Annotated in this window: 11 protein-coding genes; 9 read left to right on the forward strand and 2 right to left on the reverse strand. The window is 61.5% G+C overall.

Going from position 1 to position 15,556, the window contains the following annotated elements:
* Positions 1 to 367: 367 nt before the first annotated feature.
* The 9 genes from FYK55_RS15630 to yaaA all read left to right on the forward strand — a co-directional run bounded on the left by FYK55_RS15630 (position 368) and on the right by yaaA (position 13,065).
* Complete coding sequence (locus tag FYK55_RS15630) at positions 368 to 2,809, forward strand: hypothetical protein (protein WP_150077372.1); 2,442 nt, start codon at positions 368 to 370, stop codon at positions 2,807 to 2,809.
* A 477-nt stretch (positions 2,810 to 3,286) separates the two neighbouring features.
* Positions 3,287 to 3,559, forward strand: a complete 273-nt coding sequence (locus FYK55_RS15635; protein ID WP_150077373.1) for a hypothetical protein — start codon at positions 3,287 to 3,289, stop codon at positions 3,557 to 3,559.
* Entirely contained in the window at positions 3,556 to 5,733 is a 2,178-nt protein-coding gene (locus FYK55_RS15640) for a hypothetical protein (RefSeq protein ID WP_150077374.1), read from the forward strand. Before FYK55_RS15635 ends, FYK55_RS15640 begins: the two co-directional genes overlap by 4 nt.
* Positions 5,733 to 6,683 carry an ABC transporter ATP-binding protein gene (locus FYK55_RS15645; protein ID WP_235908725.1) on the forward strand — a complete coding sequence of 317 codons (951 nt, stop codon included), beginning with the start codon at positions 5,733 to 5,735 and terminating at the stop codon, positions 6,681 to 6,683. Before FYK55_RS15640 ends, FYK55_RS15645 begins: the two co-directional genes overlap by 1 nt.
* A complete protein-coding gene (locus FYK55_RS15650) occupies positions 6,680 to 8,320 on the forward strand; it encodes an ABC transporter permease (RefSeq protein WP_150077375.1) in 1,641 nt (546 codons plus the stop codon). Before FYK55_RS15645 ends, FYK55_RS15650 begins: the two co-directional genes overlap by 4 nt.
* A 135-nt stretch (positions 8,321 to 8,455) precedes the next feature.
* Positions 8,456 to 9,277, forward strand: coding sequence for a class I SAM-dependent methyltransferase (locus FYK55_RS15655; protein ID WP_150077376.1), 822 nt, complete (start codon positions 8,456 to 8,458; stop codon positions 9,275 to 9,277).
* Between the two features lie 118 nt (positions 9,278 to 9,395).
* Entirely contained in the window at positions 9,396 to 10,868 is a 1,473-nt protein-coding gene (locus FYK55_RS15660; protein ID WP_150077377.1) for a cytochrome ubiquinol oxidase subunit I, read from the forward strand.
* On the forward strand, positions 10,865 to 11,893 hold the full coding sequence (gene cydB, locus FYK55_RS15665) for a cytochrome d ubiquinol oxidase subunit II (protein ID WP_150077378.1): 1,029 nt from the start codon (positions 10,865 to 10,867) through the stop codon (positions 11,891 to 11,893). The genes FYK55_RS15660 and cydB overlap by 4 nt, the downstream gene beginning before the upstream one ends.
* A gap of 401 nt (positions 11,894 to 12,294) precedes the next feature.
* A complete protein-coding gene (yaaA, locus tag FYK55_RS15670; protein ID WP_150077379.1) occupies positions 12,295 to 13,065 on the forward strand; it encodes a peroxide stress protein YaaA in 771 nt (256 codons plus the stop codon).
* Between the two features lie 109 nt (positions 13,066 to 13,174).
* On the opposite strand, the gene FYK55_RS15675 is transcribed toward yaaA, so the two are convergent.
* Together FYK55_RS15675 and FYK55_RS15680 are read right to left on the reverse strand one after the other, a co-directional pair.
* Positions 13,175 to 13,693, reverse strand: coding sequence for a GrpB family protein (locus tag FYK55_RS15675; RefSeq protein WP_150077380.1), 519 nt, complete (start codon positions 13,691 to 13,693; stop codon positions 13,175 to 13,177).
* A gap of 108 nt (positions 13,694 to 13,801) precedes the next feature.
* Positions 13,802 to 15,538, reverse strand: coding sequence for an SHD1 domain-containing protein (locus FYK55_RS15680; RefSeq protein ID WP_161604534.1), 1,737 nt, complete (start codon positions 15,536 to 15,538; stop codon positions 13,802 to 13,804).
* Positions 15,539 to 15,556 lie beyond the last annotated feature (18 nt).

Below are 15,556 nucleotides of genomic sequence, written 5' to 3' on the forward strand. Positions count from 1 at the left end.
CCCGACGAGAGCCCCCCCGGATGCCAGTGTCGTCCAGGCGACGGTCAATCTGACGACACCCCGAACCGTCCTTGAAGTCCCCAACATCGATGCCGGCCGAACCGCGGAATTGTGTTTTTTTCGTGGCGAATGCATGAATTCGGCTAGGTCGGTGCACCATTTGCACGGCGCCGACCATTCGACGCGGCTCAGTCAGCCTCAGTAATCTGTGCAAATTGAGTCAACTGACCGTGGCGGATTGTTGACAGTGGTAGACGCCTGCCTAAATTCAAGGGGCTGGCGTCGCCCAGACTACGCAGCCGTTAAACACTCTCTCGTATTTTCATCGTCGCTCACTGGCTGTGAGACAAATTGGAGGACTCCCTGAATGACTAATCGATTGTTTCAGTACTTGGCAGGACTATGCGGAGCATTGTTGCTCTCTGCAAACGTCTTTGCCGGATGTGGCCTCTGCGGCGGCTGCGCGTCGGGCTCCGGCTGCGTCGCCGAAGCCGCCGCGGCCAGCCCCTGTGGCGACTGCAGCGGCTGCGCAGCGGGCTCGGGGTGTGAATCGCCTTGTGGTCCGACCGTGTCCTACGAAACGCGGACCGTGATGCAGCCCCAAATGGTGACGGAAACCCGCATGGTTCCCACCACCACCTATCAAACCGAAACGCGGACCCGCATGCGTTCGGTCGTGCGACGTGTCGCCAAGGTGCAAACTCGCGAACAAACCTACACGGTCAATGTTCCGGAAATGCGCACCAAGACGGAGTCCTACACGGTTCAAGTCCCGGTTTCCTACACCGAGGAAGTCCCCTACACCGTGCAGGTGCCGGTGACCACCGAGGTGGAACAGTCCTACCAGGTCTGTGTCCCTTACACCGAGCAAGTCGAACAGACTTACACGGTGCAAGTGCCGGTGAAGTCGGAAGTGGAACAGAGCTACCAGGTCTGCGTCCCCTACACCGAGCAGCAGTCCTACACCGTGACGGTCCCTTACACCGAGCAGATGGAACAGACCTACACGGTCCAAGTCCCGGTCACCAAGACGCGTACTGAAGAGTACCAAGTCTGCGTGCCCTACACGGAACAGGTCGAACAGACCTACACCGTCCAGGTGCCCGTGCAGAAGACTCGTACCGAAGAGTACCAAGTCTGCGTGCCTTACACCGAGCAAGTCGAACAGACCTACACGGTGCAGGTGCCGGTGACGTCGACGCGGACGGAAGAGTACCAAGTTTGCGTCCCGTACACCGAGACGATGACTCAGGACTACACCGTTCAAGTTCCGTACACGGAACAGCAGACCTACACCGTTCAGGTCCCGTACTACGAAGACGTTGAACAGTCCTACAGCGTGTCGGTTCCTTACACGGAGCAGGTCGAGCAGTCTTACACCGTGTGCGTTCCTTACACCGAGGAAGTTGAGCAAACGTACCAGGTGCAGGTGCCCGTGACGGAAACCAAGACGGCCTATCGAACGGTCACCAAGTGCGTCCCCGTGACGACGATGAAGACCGTGTGCGAAGACCAAGGCAGCTATCAATGCCAAGCCGTCACCGTTGGTGGCGGATCGGCCGTTCCCGCGACCGGTGCCGGATGCGGCGACGGTGGCTGTGGAGGAAGCGGTTGCGGTGATGCCGGTTGCGGCGGCTGTGGATCGACGTCGGCCGGATGTGGCGGTTGCGGATCGGCTGTGGCCGATTGCGGCGGCTGCGGCGGGGTCGTCGGCGGTTCGCCTTGTGCACCGACCGTCAGCTATCGCCAGGTTTGGGTCCCGAACATGGTGACCAAGGAAGTCCCCGTGACGACCTACCAACAACAGTCCACGCAAGAGCCGTACACGTATACGACCACGCGTTGCGTCACTGAAACCAAAACCCGCACCGTTCCGGTGACCCGCACGCGAAACGAAACTCGCACGCGTATGGTTGATGTGACGAAGTACCGAACGGAACAGCGCACGCGAACCGTCAAGGTTCAAAAGTGCCGTACCGAAGAACGTACCCGCGACATCACCAAGTACCGCAACGAAACGCGGACCCGTGAAGTGCCGGTGCAAAAGACCCGGATGGAAACTCGCACCCGCGAAGTTCCCGTCACGACCATGCAAACCGAAAACCGCAGCCGCATGGTGACTGTGCAAAAACAGCGATACGAGACTCGCACCCGCGAAGTCCCCTATTGCGAAATGGTCACCGAACAACGCAGCCGCATGGTGCCGGTTCGCAAGACCCGCATGGAAACTCGCACCCGCGAAGTTCCCTACTGCGAAATGACCACCGAGGAACGGACCCGCATGGTCAACGTCCAAAAATCGCGTCAGGAAGAGCGGACCCGTGACGTCACCAAGTACCGTTACGAAACGCGCACGCGCACCGTTCCGGTCACCACCATGACGACCGAAACGCGGTCCCGAATGATCCCGGTGCAAAAGACTCGCATGGAAACCCGCACCCGCATGGTTCCCAAGACGACCTACACCACCGAGGAACGAACCCGAACGGTCAACAAGACCCGGATGGAAACGGAAACCCGTGAGCGTGAAGTTCAGTACTGCGTCATGGTTCCCCAGACTCGCACCCGCACCTACAACGTCACCGTTTGCGAAAACGTGGTCGAAGAGGTCCCGGAAACCTATCAAGTTTGCGTTCCCGTGCAATCGATGAAGGAAGTCCAAGTGCAAGTCTGCAAGCCGGTCCCGACGACGGTTCAGGTTCCCGTTTACAGCTATGGCACTTCCACCGCCGCCCCGGTGATGCAAGGTGGTGCCGTCGAAGCTGCTCCGATGGCAACCGGTGCCGGTTGCGTCAACTGCGGCCAGTAAACGCGTCGCCAGACGTTGCCGCCGATCTTTCCGATTCGGCGGACCCGATGACCCAGCGGCCCCCGGAGATTCGTTCTCCGGGGGCCGTTTTTTATTGCACTCGGACGATCACTTTTATTGGACTCGGACGATCACTTTTATTGCACTCGGACGATCACGACACCGTCGATCGGCCGACGCACTGACTCATCCGGAGCCATCCCGCTGGGTATCCGATCAATCGGCCACTTGGGATGTCCCCGAATCCGTTAGACTGGTCGGCGGACCGATTCGGATCTCCGACGGCAAGTTGATTCCTCGTGGGCGATCGGGAACGGACCAGAATGCCTGCTTCTTATCTCCTCCGTTCACGCACGCCCGCCGATCCGCCGGACCGTTGAATCCAGTTGGCGTCGGTCCCAGGCCCCGTCGCGTGATCGGTTTCCCGCGACCGTGATGGAGCTGAATGTGAAAGCATCCCCCACCCGTGAGCCCTTGATGCCGCAGATCTCTCTGCGCTGGCTGATCGCGCTGGTCACGGTCAGTTCCTTGGCCATGGCTGTGATCCACCAGGCGGTGACCGGCGACCACATGGGGGCGGCGATCGCAACCGTCGTGATCGCCGCGACGCTGGTGCCGGTGGTGATGTATGCCGCCACCTTTCTATTGGCTGGGTTATTCGCCCTGATCGGATCGGCCGCGTCGCGACCCGAAACGCCACAACCGATTCACGTGCCGACGTCCCGCATGCCGGATCAGAACCAGACATGAAACGCATTCTGGCCGTCATGATCCTGATGCAACTGCTGCTGGCCGTCGGCTCGCGGGCCGAGACGCTGCTGTTGGGTGTGGCGCCGGTGAATCCCAAACAGGCCGGCTTTCGCCTCTGGGTTTCTATGCCGCGACTCGGCGGCGACGGATTCCAACCCGTCCACCTGAAATTCCAAGCCTTGGGCAAGCAGTTCAACCGCCAACGACGGTTGCGGCTGCAGTTTCGCCCACGAGCCCAATATGCCACGCCCCTGGATTTCCAGTACAGCTGTGACGTGACCGTCCCCGAGGGACAGCGAGCCTATGAGACGTCGATCCTGGTCCCCCAGTTCTACCGCTGGGAACGATTGTCACTCCGCATCAGCGAAGACGGTCGTCTGCTCGGCGATGTACCCAGCACCTTCAATCCGCCGCAGACGACCAAGAATTGGGGTCAGCACATCTCGGTGGGCGTTCTGACTTGTCCACCGACGGACTCGAATCAACCCTGGGCAAGATTCCCCGACCTGCGGTCCCTGGTCACGGTGTTGGGCGATGGCCCACTGGACGACCGGCCTCAAATCAAACGCTTCACCAACAAACAGGCGCGGGACTATGTGGACCAGTTGAAGCACAGCTGGGTGCGTTTTCGCATCATCGATGAAGACGAGATGCAACGTTCGTGGCTTGGGTACAGCCAATTGGATCTGCTGCTGGCCCCCTTCCCGATCCTGGATCGGATGTCTCGAGAACAGCCTGAGCGTCTGGACGCCTTGCTGAAATGGGCCTCCACCGGGGGGCAGATCTGGGCCTATTCGGCCCCCGCCGATTTGGGAACCGCCGCGGTGCCATGGCTGACCACTCCACCGGATTCCGCTGTCAATCAAATCCAATTCTATCCCGACCCGGCGAAGCAGCTTTCGCTGGATCGGAACAACGACACGTCATCGATCGATTATCAGCCGTGGGGTTTCGGCACGTACTACACCAATTCTTACACGGTCAACGCGACGGTCCGCAAACGTCAGACGCTGTACGACGACCTGACTGCCGTGAACCACCCGATGGTCAAACGGGTGAACCGTCCAGCGCTGCTCGCGCAGATGCAGATCGTCCCCCACGGGTTGGGACGGGTCGTTCTGTTGTCCGCATCGGACCCGTTCCCGGGGTCCTTTCAACTCTGGCAGGCCCTCGATGCCAAGCCGCTGAAATGGAAGCAGCGACAAGGGATCGACTACCGGAAAGGCAATGACAGCTACTGGGCTTGGCTGATGCCGGCGGTGGGCCAACCGCCGGTGACCATGTTTGTGATCTTGAACGGACTGTTTGTGTTGTTGATCGGACCCGTCCTGTATTTCGTGCTCCGCCGGCGCAAGCGGCTGTACCTGTTGTACTTCCTGGCACCCGCCCTGGCATTCCTCGTGACGACCGGACTGTTTTGCTACGCGTACATCTCGGACGGTTTCGACAACCGGGCGCGGATCCGGCAACTGACCTGGGTGGACGCCCGCGGCAAGGACACATCGGATCCCTGTCCGCAGATCGATCAATCCCGACAGACCTACTACACGGTCATCGACAACCAGCAGGGGCTGCACTTTGACGATCAGTCGCTGGTGCTGCCCGTGCACCATTCGGAACGGTTGCGACGCAACCGATACTACTCGGCGGACGATTCGCGTTCCGGCGAGTACCGGATCGAACAGACATCCCAGTCACGCCGTTACAGCGGCGCATTCTTGCCGACGCGCGACCAGGTTCACTACCTGGTGACCCGGCCGAGCATTGGCGAGGTACCTGTGGAGGTTGATTTCAAGGCCTATCCCGTGCGATTGACCAACCGCCTGTCGACGCCGATCCGTCAGGCAGCGATACGCGCCGCGGATGGGAGCTACTGGACAGCAAGCAATCTGCCCCCGGGCGCCACGACGGAAATGACGTCCACACCGGCCAACGTGTTCGGCGCGATGGCAACCGGTTTCATCGATCCGGCGGAGACGGGCATGCCGGCCCCTTACCTGTCGCGTGCATCGACCGACGACCGGTCGTACTTGGAAGACCGGATGCGTCGATTTTCTCAATCGCCACCGCAGCGATCTTTCCTGTTGAGCACGGAAGTTGACCAAGACGTGTTCGCGTTGCGACGTTGTCTGCAAGACCAGTGCGTTCGCCTGATCGGAGGGCGATTGCCGTGATGCCAACACCCTGGCAGGGACCGATGCTGGAACTGCAGCACGTGACGCGGGTGTTCGGACCGACACGCGCCGTCGACGACGTTTCCTTCTTGGTTCCCAAGGGCAGCGTGTTCGGATACATCGGGCCCAACGGAGCCGGCAAAACAACCAGCATGCGAATCCTGGCCACGTTGGAGTTGCCGACCAGCGGCGACGCGTTCGTCGAAGGCCTTTCCTCGGTCAATGATCCCGATCGAGTCCGACGTCGGCTGGGATTCATGCCCGATCACTTCAGCACCTACAGCGACACCAGCTGCGCCGAATACCTGGATTTCTTTGCCCGTTCCAACGGACTGGTCGGGCGTGAACGAACACGTCGGATGCGGTGGGTCATGGACTTCACCGGATTGCGCGCGATGGCGGAAAAGCCGATCAACGGGTTGAGCAAGGGAATGCGCCAGCGTCTGTGTTTGGGACGGGCCCTGATTCACGATCCGTCGGTCTTGATTCTGGACGAACCGGCTGCCGGGTTGGACCCGCGGGCGCGGATCGAACTGCGGCAGATCATTCGCTCGCTGGCTGCGGAGGGCAAGACCATTCTCGTCAGCAGTCACATCCTGAGCGAACTGGCGGAAATCTGCGATCGAGTCGGCATCATCGAACAGGGTCGTCTGTTGGCCAACGACACCGTTTCGGCGTTGCGGATGAAATCCCAGTTCCATCAGGACCTGATCATCCTGATCGATGGACCGACCGACGGGGCCCTCGACAGCCTGAGTCAACTGCCGTGCGTCAGCGACGTCCGGTGCACCGATCAAACGATCAGTTTTCGCGTCGAAGGCGGACCCTCCAAGCAGATCCAAGTCCTTCATCATCTGTGCGACGCCCGTGTTCCCGTGATGGAATACCGCGTCGTCGATGAATCCCTGGAAGACCTGTTCATGAAGCTGACATCGGGGCACGTGCAATGAACGATTCCGATCCGAAACTCGGTGCCGAAGCAAGCGAGAGCAATGTTCTCGGCGGCACCAGCGCAACACTTCACGCCTATCCGTCGCTGGCGCTTGACCCAGACGGCGAAGGTTTCTGGGCGCGGATCGACCGTTGGTCCGAGCGGGTGACGGCCTGGTTGAATCCGATCTTGCTGAAGGAAGCCCGACAATCGCTCAAGAGCAAGCAATTTCTGGTCACGTTCTTTTGTCTGCTGGTCGCATCATGCGCGTGGACGATGATGGGAATCATCTTCAACGCGCCCGACGTGTATTTCTTGCCGACGGGCGACACGATGATGATCGGATACTTTTTGATCCTTTCAATCTCGCTATTCGCCTTTGTCCCCCTGTTTGCATTTCGTTCGCTGGCGGCCGAGTTGGACGAAGGCACTTACGAGATGCTGGCGATCACGCGACTTTCGGCCTGGGGCATTGTCACCGGCAAGATGAACAGCAGCGTGTTGCAAATGCTGATCTACTTCTCCGCGATCGTCCCCTGCCTGGCGTTCTGTTACCTGCTGCGCGGCATCGGATTGCCCACCATCGCCCTGGTCATCGCCATCGCTTTCATCACGGCGCTCGTCTTGACCGCGTTCGCGTTGATGCTGTCGACCCTCGCGCAGGGACGAACGCTGCAAACGTTCCTGCTGGTCGGGTTGATCGCGGTGATCGGATTCGTGGAATTCGGCTGCTGCGGGATCGTGTTTTCCGCCGTGTTGACGGATCAGTGGAGCGGAACGTGGTTCGGATTCCTGTCCGGATTTCTGATGGCGGGATCGTTCGTGGTCCTGTTTCTGGCTGCCGCGTCGGCCCGAATCGCGCCGATCACCGAAAACCGTTCGACACGCTTGCGTGCCATTCTCTTCGGCCAGCAGGTCCTTTGGATCATGATGCTCAGCTATGCCACATGGACCGTCGACGAAGTTGAAATCATCCAGCTGGGGATGATGGCGTTGGGAATCTTCTGGTTCGTGGTGGGCGTGTTCACGTGCGGTGAATCGGTCGAATTGAGCCCGCGGGTGCGCCGCGGCCTACCCGCGACCTACCTGACACGCATGTTGTTCACTTGGTGGATGCCGGGTCCAGGCACGGGATTCATGTTCGTCGTCTCCACCGCCCTCTCCGGACTGATCGTGATGACGGGCGTGGGCCAGATCGCTGAGGCTTGGCACGTGCGTCGCGCCCCGGACACCCTGTCCGTTTACTTCGCCGCCATGATGGCCGGCTACCTGCTGGCCTACCTGGGGACGGTTCGATTGTTGGCGATGCCGTTTCTGAAGCGATTCGGCCCGTCGTTTATTCCGCCCCTGGCGGCGGCGTTGGTGGTGGTGTTCGCAGCGGTCATCGTGCCGGCGACGGTCGATGTCGCCTTGCATGGCGAAATCCAAAGCGACTACACCGTCGTCCACGCCTTCGATTGGATGTGGACCTGGGACCAGGCGCTCAGTTCCGGCGGTCTGTCGCGGGTGATCGCGTTGCTGATTCTGGCGGTTGGCGTGCTGATCCTGTGCGTCAATCTGATCTCGCTGTTTCGAGAATTTCGCCGCCGCCGGATCGCGATCCCGACACGTGTGATCCAGGATCGTGAGGCAGCCGCAGCGCCGGATCCCGTCTGAGCGGACGCGTGGACCAGCCCGGTCAAGGCGCCGGCGGACCACGCATCGACCGGTGTGGAGGTCGCGATCGACGTGGTATCAAATGGGCACTCCCATCGCCCGCGGCCCACCACGAGTTCGGAAGCGCCCACTCGCATGCAAATCCTGAACGAATCCATCTACGATCATCCGAAGTACTATGACCTGGTTTTCGGAGCCGACTGTGCCGCCGAACGCAAGTTCATCCTGGGATGCGCCCAGCGTTATTCGAAACGACCGGTGGAACGCTTCTTCGAACCGGCGTGTGGCACCGGGCGGTTGCTGTACTCCCTGGCTCGCGAAGGCCGCGACGTCCAGGGCTTGGATCTGAATCCAAAAGCAATCGAGTTTTGCAATGCCCGCTTTGCCCGTCACGGAATTCCGCACCGGGCCTTCGTGGCGGACATGTCCGATTTTCGATTGAAACGCAAGGCGGACATTGCCTTCAACACCATCAACAGTTTTCGTCACCTGGACAGCGAGGCCGCGGCGCGAGCCCACTTTGACGCGATGGCCGGCGCCCTCCGCGTCGGCGGACTGTATCTGCTGGGCGTGCACCTGACCCCGACCGAAGCCGAACCCAGCGAAGGAGAATCCTGGTCGGCGCGACGCGGCCATTTGTCGGTCAACACGCACATGTGGACCAACGGACGCGACCCCAAGAAACGCGTCGAACGCTTTGGCATCCGGTTTGACATCCATCGGCCGTCGGGCAGCTTTCGCATTCAGGACGAATTGGTCTTGCGCAGTTACACGGCCAAACAGATGGCGCGATTGATTGCCCACAGCGGGCGTTGGAAAACATTGGCGACGTTTGATTTCGGCTATGACCTGGACGCTCCAATCGAAGTCGATTCGACCAGCGAAGACGTGGTCTACGTGCTGCAGTTGCAAGGTGCGACAATCGGCCGGGGAGGCTCGGCGGCCGCGGGCGCCTAGAATTCATCACGGTGCATCCAGGGTTTCGCAATTCGCGGGGCGTCGTCAAACCCTTCACGCGGTGAATCTTTGTGCGATTTCCCCATCCTCGTGAGCGATCAGGGCCAGATGAATCCGAATGGACGTCGAACTACTGAGCAGGTTGCAGTTCGCCGGAACGATCATGTTCCACTACCTGTTCCCTCCGCTGTCGATCGGGTTGGGGCTGCAATTGTTCCTGTGCGAACTGGCTTACGTCCGTACCGGACAGCCGGCCTGGGAGGCCGCGGCCAGGTTTTGGACGCGGGTCTTCGCAGTCAATTTCGCCATGGGCGTGGCGACCGGCATCGTGATGGAGTTCGAATTCGGCACCAACTGGGCGGCCTACTCACGCTTCGTCGGTGACGTGTTCGGTTCCGCGTTGGCGGCCGAAGGCATCTTCGCGTTCTTTCTCGAAAGCGGTTTCTTGGCGGTCCTGGTGTTTGGCTGGGACCGCGTCGGCCCCAAGTTGCACCTGCTCAGCACCGCGATGGTGTTTCTGGGGTCGGTGTTCAGTGCCGTGTGGATCGTGATTGCCAACAGTTGGCAGCAGACCCCGGCGGGATACCACATCGTCTGGCACGAGGTGCAAGGCGAGCGGGTGCCGCGTGCCGAAGTCACGGATTTTTGGGCGATGGTGTTCAACCCCTCATCGGTCGACCGCCTGTCCCACACCGTCGTCGGGGCCCTGGTGTTGGGGGCGTTTTTCGTCGCCTCGGTGTGTTCGTACTATCTGCTGAAAGGACGCCACGAGGAAGTCGCGCGCCGCTGCCTGTCGGTGGCGTTGCCGTCCGCACTGATCTTCACGGTGCTGTCGGCCGTGACCGGGCATGATTCCGCACAAAAGGTGGCACAGACCCAACCGGCGAAACTGGCGGCGATGGAGGCGCACTTTGAAACCGACGACCGGCCCACCGGCCTGTACCTGTTCGGTTGGCCCGATGCGGATCGCAAGACCGTGCACTTTGGCGTCCGCGTGCCGTACCTGCTGAGCTTCATGGTGCACAACGATCCGTACCATCCGGTCCCCGGGTTGGATCAGATTCCGATCGACCAACGTCCTCCGGTGTGGTTGCCGTTTCAGACGTTTCACCTGATGGTGGCGCTGGGCACCTTGATGATGGGGGTGGCATTGTGGGCCTGTATCTGCTGGTACCGAGGCAGCTACGACAACCGGCGACGATTGATGTGGGTTGTCGTAGCCATGCCGCTGGCAGCCATGGCAGCGAATCAACTCGGCTGGATCACTGCCGAGGTCGGGCGACAGCCCTGGATTGTTTATCCTTCGGTTCAGGACGGGCAGCCGATGATCGGATTGCGCACCGCCGACGGCCTGAGCGAATCCGTCACGGCCGAACAAGTGCTCAGCTCGATCGTCATGTTCACGGTCATCTATTCGATGTTGTTCGGCATTTGGATCTTCGTGCTCAATCACAAGATCCAACATGGCCCGGATGCGCCCGACGACACCGGGTCGTCCGAAGACCCAAGCGAATCGCCGCCGCTGTCGGATACCTTCGGACGCCACGGCAGCTCCTGGGGTGGTTCGATGCTGGAGGAGGGCCTGCGATGAGCTACGAATGGTTGACGTTCATTTGGTTCGTGCTGCTGGGAATCCTGTTGACCGGCTACGCGATCTTGGATGGATTCGACCTGGGGGTCGGGATTCTGCACCCGTTCGTTGCCAAGAACGACCACGAGCGGCGTTTGGTGATGAATTCGATCGGACCGCTGTGGGACGGCAACGAAGTCTGGTTGGTGACGTTCGGCGGAGCGTTGTTTGCCGCGTTTCCGAACGCCTACGCAACGGTGTTTAGCAGTTTCTACGCCGCCTTTCATTTGTTGCTGATGTGCCTGATCGGCCGCGCCGTCAGTTTGGAATTCCGCTCCAAGGTCCATTCGGCACGCTGGCGGGGCATCTGGGATTTCAGTTTCTTTGCTTCGTCGGTCACGGCCGCGGCCCTCCTGGGGATCGCCGGTGGCAACGTGATCGGCGGGATGGCGGTGGGCGAAAAGTATTTTTATCACGGAAACCTGCTGGACCAGCTGTACTGGTACCCGCTGCTGGTGGGCGCCCTGACGGTGTCGCTATTCGCGCTGCACGGGGCGATCTACCTGTACCTGAAAACCGAAGACGACCTGCAAGCACGCGTCCGCCAACGGATCACCCCGCTGTTTTTCGCGTTCGCGACGCTGTACCTGCTGGTCACGTTGGCGACCTGGTGGCACGTGTCCCACGCCACGGACAATCTGCACCGGCACCCGTGGCTGTGGATCGTCCCGCTGTTGAACGTGCTGGCCGTGTTGAACATTCCCCGCGCCATGCACTTGGGCAAACCCGGCTACGCCTTCTTCAGCTCGGCGATGGTGATCCTTGCTTTGGCGACGCTGTTCAGCGTGGCGATCTTTCCGAACTTTGTGATCTCGACCATCGACCCCAGCTACAGCATCACGCTGGACAACGCCCGCAGCAGCCAGCAAACCCTCCAAACGATGCTGCTGATCGCCCTGATCGGCATGCCGTGTGTGCTCAGCTACACCGTGATCATCTACTGGATCTTCCGCGGCAAGGTGAAGCTTGATCCGCACAGCTATTAGTTGGACAGCGTTACTTTCCATCAAAAACACCGTGATTTGCGGTGCAATGAGCGGCAAGGCGCTAGCCGCCGGTTGAGGCGAGGGAGAATCCGCGGCTAGCGCCACGCGGCTCACCCAAAGTGGCGTTGTTCCGTTAGGCACCCAATCTGGGCTGGCCGCATCGTCGAAAAGGGCAACGCCCCGGCCATTTGTCCGCGACCGGCCGGCAACCCGCCTCGGCGAATTCATCGCCGGGATACCACCGGCCCTACGGCCGTGGGCGCACCGCCAGGTCTACGGCCTGAGGTCCGACGCCGTGACGTGTGTTGGCCGGTCGTCTACGCTTTGATGACGTCCGCCACGCGGCCTCTGGAAATGTGCACCCCTGATCCCTGCTTCCCGAACCCCGTTGATTCCACCCCATGTTGATCGTGCTCTCGCCCGCCAAGACGCTCGACTACGACACTCCGGCCCAAACCAAGAAGATCACCGAACCGGCGCTGCTTGCCGACAGCGCCCAACTGGTCGACCGGTTGAAAGAGCTCAGTCAGAAACAGCTGAAAGCCTTGATGGGCATCAGCGATGACTTGGCCGAACTGAATCATGACCGCTTTCAGCATTGGGAAAGCCCGATGCCGCGCGATGCGGTCAAGCAGGCGGTGCTGGCGTTCAAGGGGGACGTGTATCGCGGATTGCAGGCCGATCAGATGACGGAGAAACAGTTGCTGTACGCCCAGGACCACCTGCGAATCCTGTCGGGCCTGTACGGCGTGTTGCGGCCGCTCGATGCGATGCTGCCGTATCGGTTGGAGATGGGAACGCCGTTGAAGAACGCCCGGGGCAAGGACCTGTACGATTTCTGGGGAACGCGGCTAACGGAGCTGATCAACGAACAGTTGTCGGCCAACAAGTCCCGAATTCTGCTGAACCTGGCATCGCAGGAATACTTCCGCAGCCTGGATGCCGATCGCTTGCAAGCCGACGTGGTTTCACCGGTCTTCAAAGACGAAAAAAACGGCACATTCAAAGTCATCACGGTCTACGCCAAACAGGCGCGCGGCACGATGGCGTCCTGGGTGATTCGCACGCGGGCCAAGACACTCAAAAAGCTGATTCAGTTTGACGAGGAAGGGTACCGCTACGACCCCGATTCATCGACTCCCTCCCAGCCGGTGTTCCTGCGATCGTCCTGAACGAACTCGCTCGCTTCGGCCCGGCTGCTTCTTCGGACACATCCATCACTCCGCAACGGCCCGGGGTGGCCGATCGACCGCGCGATCGGGGCCGTCCGATTGCCCGTCTTCAAAGATGGTGCTCGATCAGGTGCGCAAAGAACACGGACTTGTCGTCGGCGTACTGCTGCGGATCGCCGCCGGCATCCCGCCATCGCGCCACCTTGGTTTCCTCAAACCGAAGCGAAAGGCTTCGATCCGACTGCAGGGCATCACGCACGGCCAGGGAACTCCGCCAGAACGGGCTGTCGAGATAGGTCAAAAAAACTCGGTGGGTCGGTTCACCGCGGCGGGGTTTGTTCAAGACGATGGTTTCTGCGGCCCACATCGGCGTTTCTCCCCGCAGGTAGTTCAAGCCTTCGATCAGATCCGCCGACTCGGCCAAGGCTTGCTCCACGTCGCCTTCATCCTGCACCGCCGCGACCACGTCCAGGATCGGTCGGGCAATCATCCCGCCCACGGCGGTGCTGCCGATGTGGCGAACGTCGACCACCCACCCGCGACAACTCTGCAACACGCCGCTCCGCGTCTGTTCGAATTCCTGGCGCCAACGCGGGTCGTAGTGCATCAGCCGAACCGTCTCATCCATCTCGCCCTTCCTTAACAAAAAAACGAGCCCATCGCGGTGGGCGACGGGCTCGTCAAATCATTCTCCATCGTCAATCAAACGACCGAGGCGGCCACGGCCGCCGCCAGATCACTTGCTGCTCAACAGATCCACGCGTGCCAGTTCGATCTGCTTGCGGACCGAGTCGACGTAGGCCTCGTCGGCCGGACACAGCCGACCGGCCGGCACGGTGCAGGTGCGGCCGTTGTCTTTCATCAGTCGGACGTGCTCGGGGGTGATATCGATCAATCGGCCCTGCACCTGGTAGCGACCGGTGTTATCGATCCAGGTCCGCACGTGCGTCTCGGCCAACGGATCGGTCACGACCGCCGGAGTCGCTGCGACGACTTGGATCGAATCCGCGTCCGTTTGCGAAGCGGGTTGGCCCTTGGCGCCGAACAGGTCGTCCAGGTTTTCCTGGGCGGCGTCTTCGTTTGCCGGTGGTGCGGCCGATGCGTCTTCGCCGGCCGGATCACCGAACAGATCATCGATCCCGCTGTCATCGGCAGGTGCCGATTCGCTCGGGTCGCCGAACAGGTCGTCCAGCGATTCTTCTCCCGACGGGGTGCTGTCGGCGGGAGCGGCTTCGGCCGGAGCGGCTTCGGTGGGATCCCCGAACAAGCTGTCGACCGAATCGTCGGCCGGTTCATTGGCCCCTTCATCGGCGGGGGCAGCCGCGTCGGGGTCACCGAACAAATCGTCCATTGCGTCTTCACCTTCGGCCGCCGGGGCCGCGGGGTCGCCGAACAGATCGTTGACCGCGTCGTCGGCAGGCGGCACGGCGTCGGGCGTTTCGGCGGCCGGAGCTTCCGCGGCCGCATCGCCGAACAGGTCGTCCATCGCCTCGTCACCTTCGGCCGCCGGGGCGGGCGTTGCCGAAGCTTCGTCACCGAACAAATCCGCGGCATCATCGCCAGCCGCTTCGGCTGCGGGGGCTGCGGCCGCATCCGCGGCGGGATCACCAAACAAATCATCCAAGCCTTCTTCGGCCGGGGCAGCGTCCGCTGCCGGTGCGGCATCGTCGGCCGGGTTGCCGAACACGTCATCCATCGCTTCATCCGCGGCGTCGGTGGCGGGGGCTTCGGTAGCCGGGGCTTCGGTGGCCGGGGCTTCGGTGGCGGGATCGCCGAACAGGTCATCGGCCGGTTGATCTGCAGCCGGTTCGTCCGCGGCGGGCTCCGCTTCCGCGGGGGCGGCGTCTCCGAACAAGTCGTTCATTTCTTCGTCGGCCGCTTCTGCGCCGGCGGCAGCGGCGTCGGCAGCTTCCTCGACAGCTTCCTCGGCCGGGGCCTCAGCGGCGTCGCCAAACAAGTCGTCCATGTCTTCGTTCGCTGCGGCAGCGGCACCAGCAGCAGCGCCGGCGGCGGCACCAGCGGCGGCAGCGTCCGCGGCCGGGGTGTCGGCAGCGGGGGCGTCACCGAACAGATCGTCGGCAGCGTCCTGGGCGGTCTCCGGTTCCGGCATTGGCGTCAAGTCGTCGCTGGCATCGAACGGGCTCGGTTCAGCGGCCGGGGCGGGCTCCTCGATTGTTTCCGGGGCGGGCATCTCCGGCTGGGGAACTTCGGGTTCGGCGACTTCCGGCTCCGGCATCTCCGGTTGCGGCGTTTCTGCTTCGGGAACCGCAGGCTTTTCGCTCTTCTCTTCCGACATCTGGGCATCGTCGCCCGCCGGCTGGTCGGCGGCGGGTTCGGAGGGAGCCGGAGATTCGATGATTTGCGAATCCAGCAAGACTTCCCCTTCGTTCAGCGGCGGAACCATCGAATCGGCGGCCGGCGTCGCTTGCGGATAAACAACTTCCGCGGCGGGTGAACCGCCGCAGCAGTCCACCGGTTCCGGCTCGCAACA

The organism is Roseiconus nitratireducens, assembly GCF_008629675.1.
GTDB lineage: Bacteria > Planctomycetota > Planctomycetia > Pirellulales > Pirellulaceae > Stieleria > Stieleria nitratireducens.

Excerpts from the sequence above, each read along its gene's own strand:
- FYK55_RS15655 (WP_150077376.1), top strand. The coding sequence starts at position 8,456 with ATGCAAATCCTGAACGAATCCATCTACGATCATCCGAAGTACTATGAC.
- FYK55_RS15630 (WP_150077372.1), top strand. The coding sequence starts at position 368 with ATGACTAATCGATTGTTTCAGTACTTGGCAGGACTATGCGGAGCATTG.
- FYK55_RS15635 (WP_150077373.1), top strand. The coding sequence starts at position 3,287 with ATGCCGCAGATCTCTCTGCGCTGGCTGATCGCGCTGGTCACGGTCAGT.
- yaaA (WP_150077379.1), top strand. The coding sequence starts at position 12,295 with ATGTTGATCGTGCTCTCGCCCGCCAAGACGCTCGACTACGACACTCCG.
- FYK55_RS15645 (WP_235908725.1), top strand. The coding sequence starts at position 5,733 with ATGCCAACACCCTGGCAGGGACCGATGCTGGAACTGCAGCACGTGACG.
- FYK55_RS15660 (WP_150077377.1), top strand. The coding sequence starts at position 9,396 with ATGGACGTCGAACTACTGAGCAGGTTGCAGTTCGCCGGAACGATCATG.
- cydB (WP_150077378.1), top strand. The coding sequence starts at position 10,865 with ATGAGCTACGAATGGTTGACGTTCATTTGGTTCGTGCTGCTGGGAATC.
- FYK55_RS15650 (WP_150077375.1), top strand. The coding sequence starts at position 6,680 with ATGAACGATTCCGATCCGAAACTCGGTGCCGAAGCAAGCGAGAGCAAT.
- FYK55_RS15640 (WP_150077374.1), top strand. The coding sequence starts at position 3,556 with ATGAAACGCATTCTGGCCGTCATGATCCTGATGCAACTGCTGCTGGCC.
- FYK55_RS15675 (WP_150077380.1), bottom strand. The coding sequence starts at position 13,693 with ATGGATGAGACGGTTCGGCTGATGCACTACGACCCGCGTTGGCGCCAG.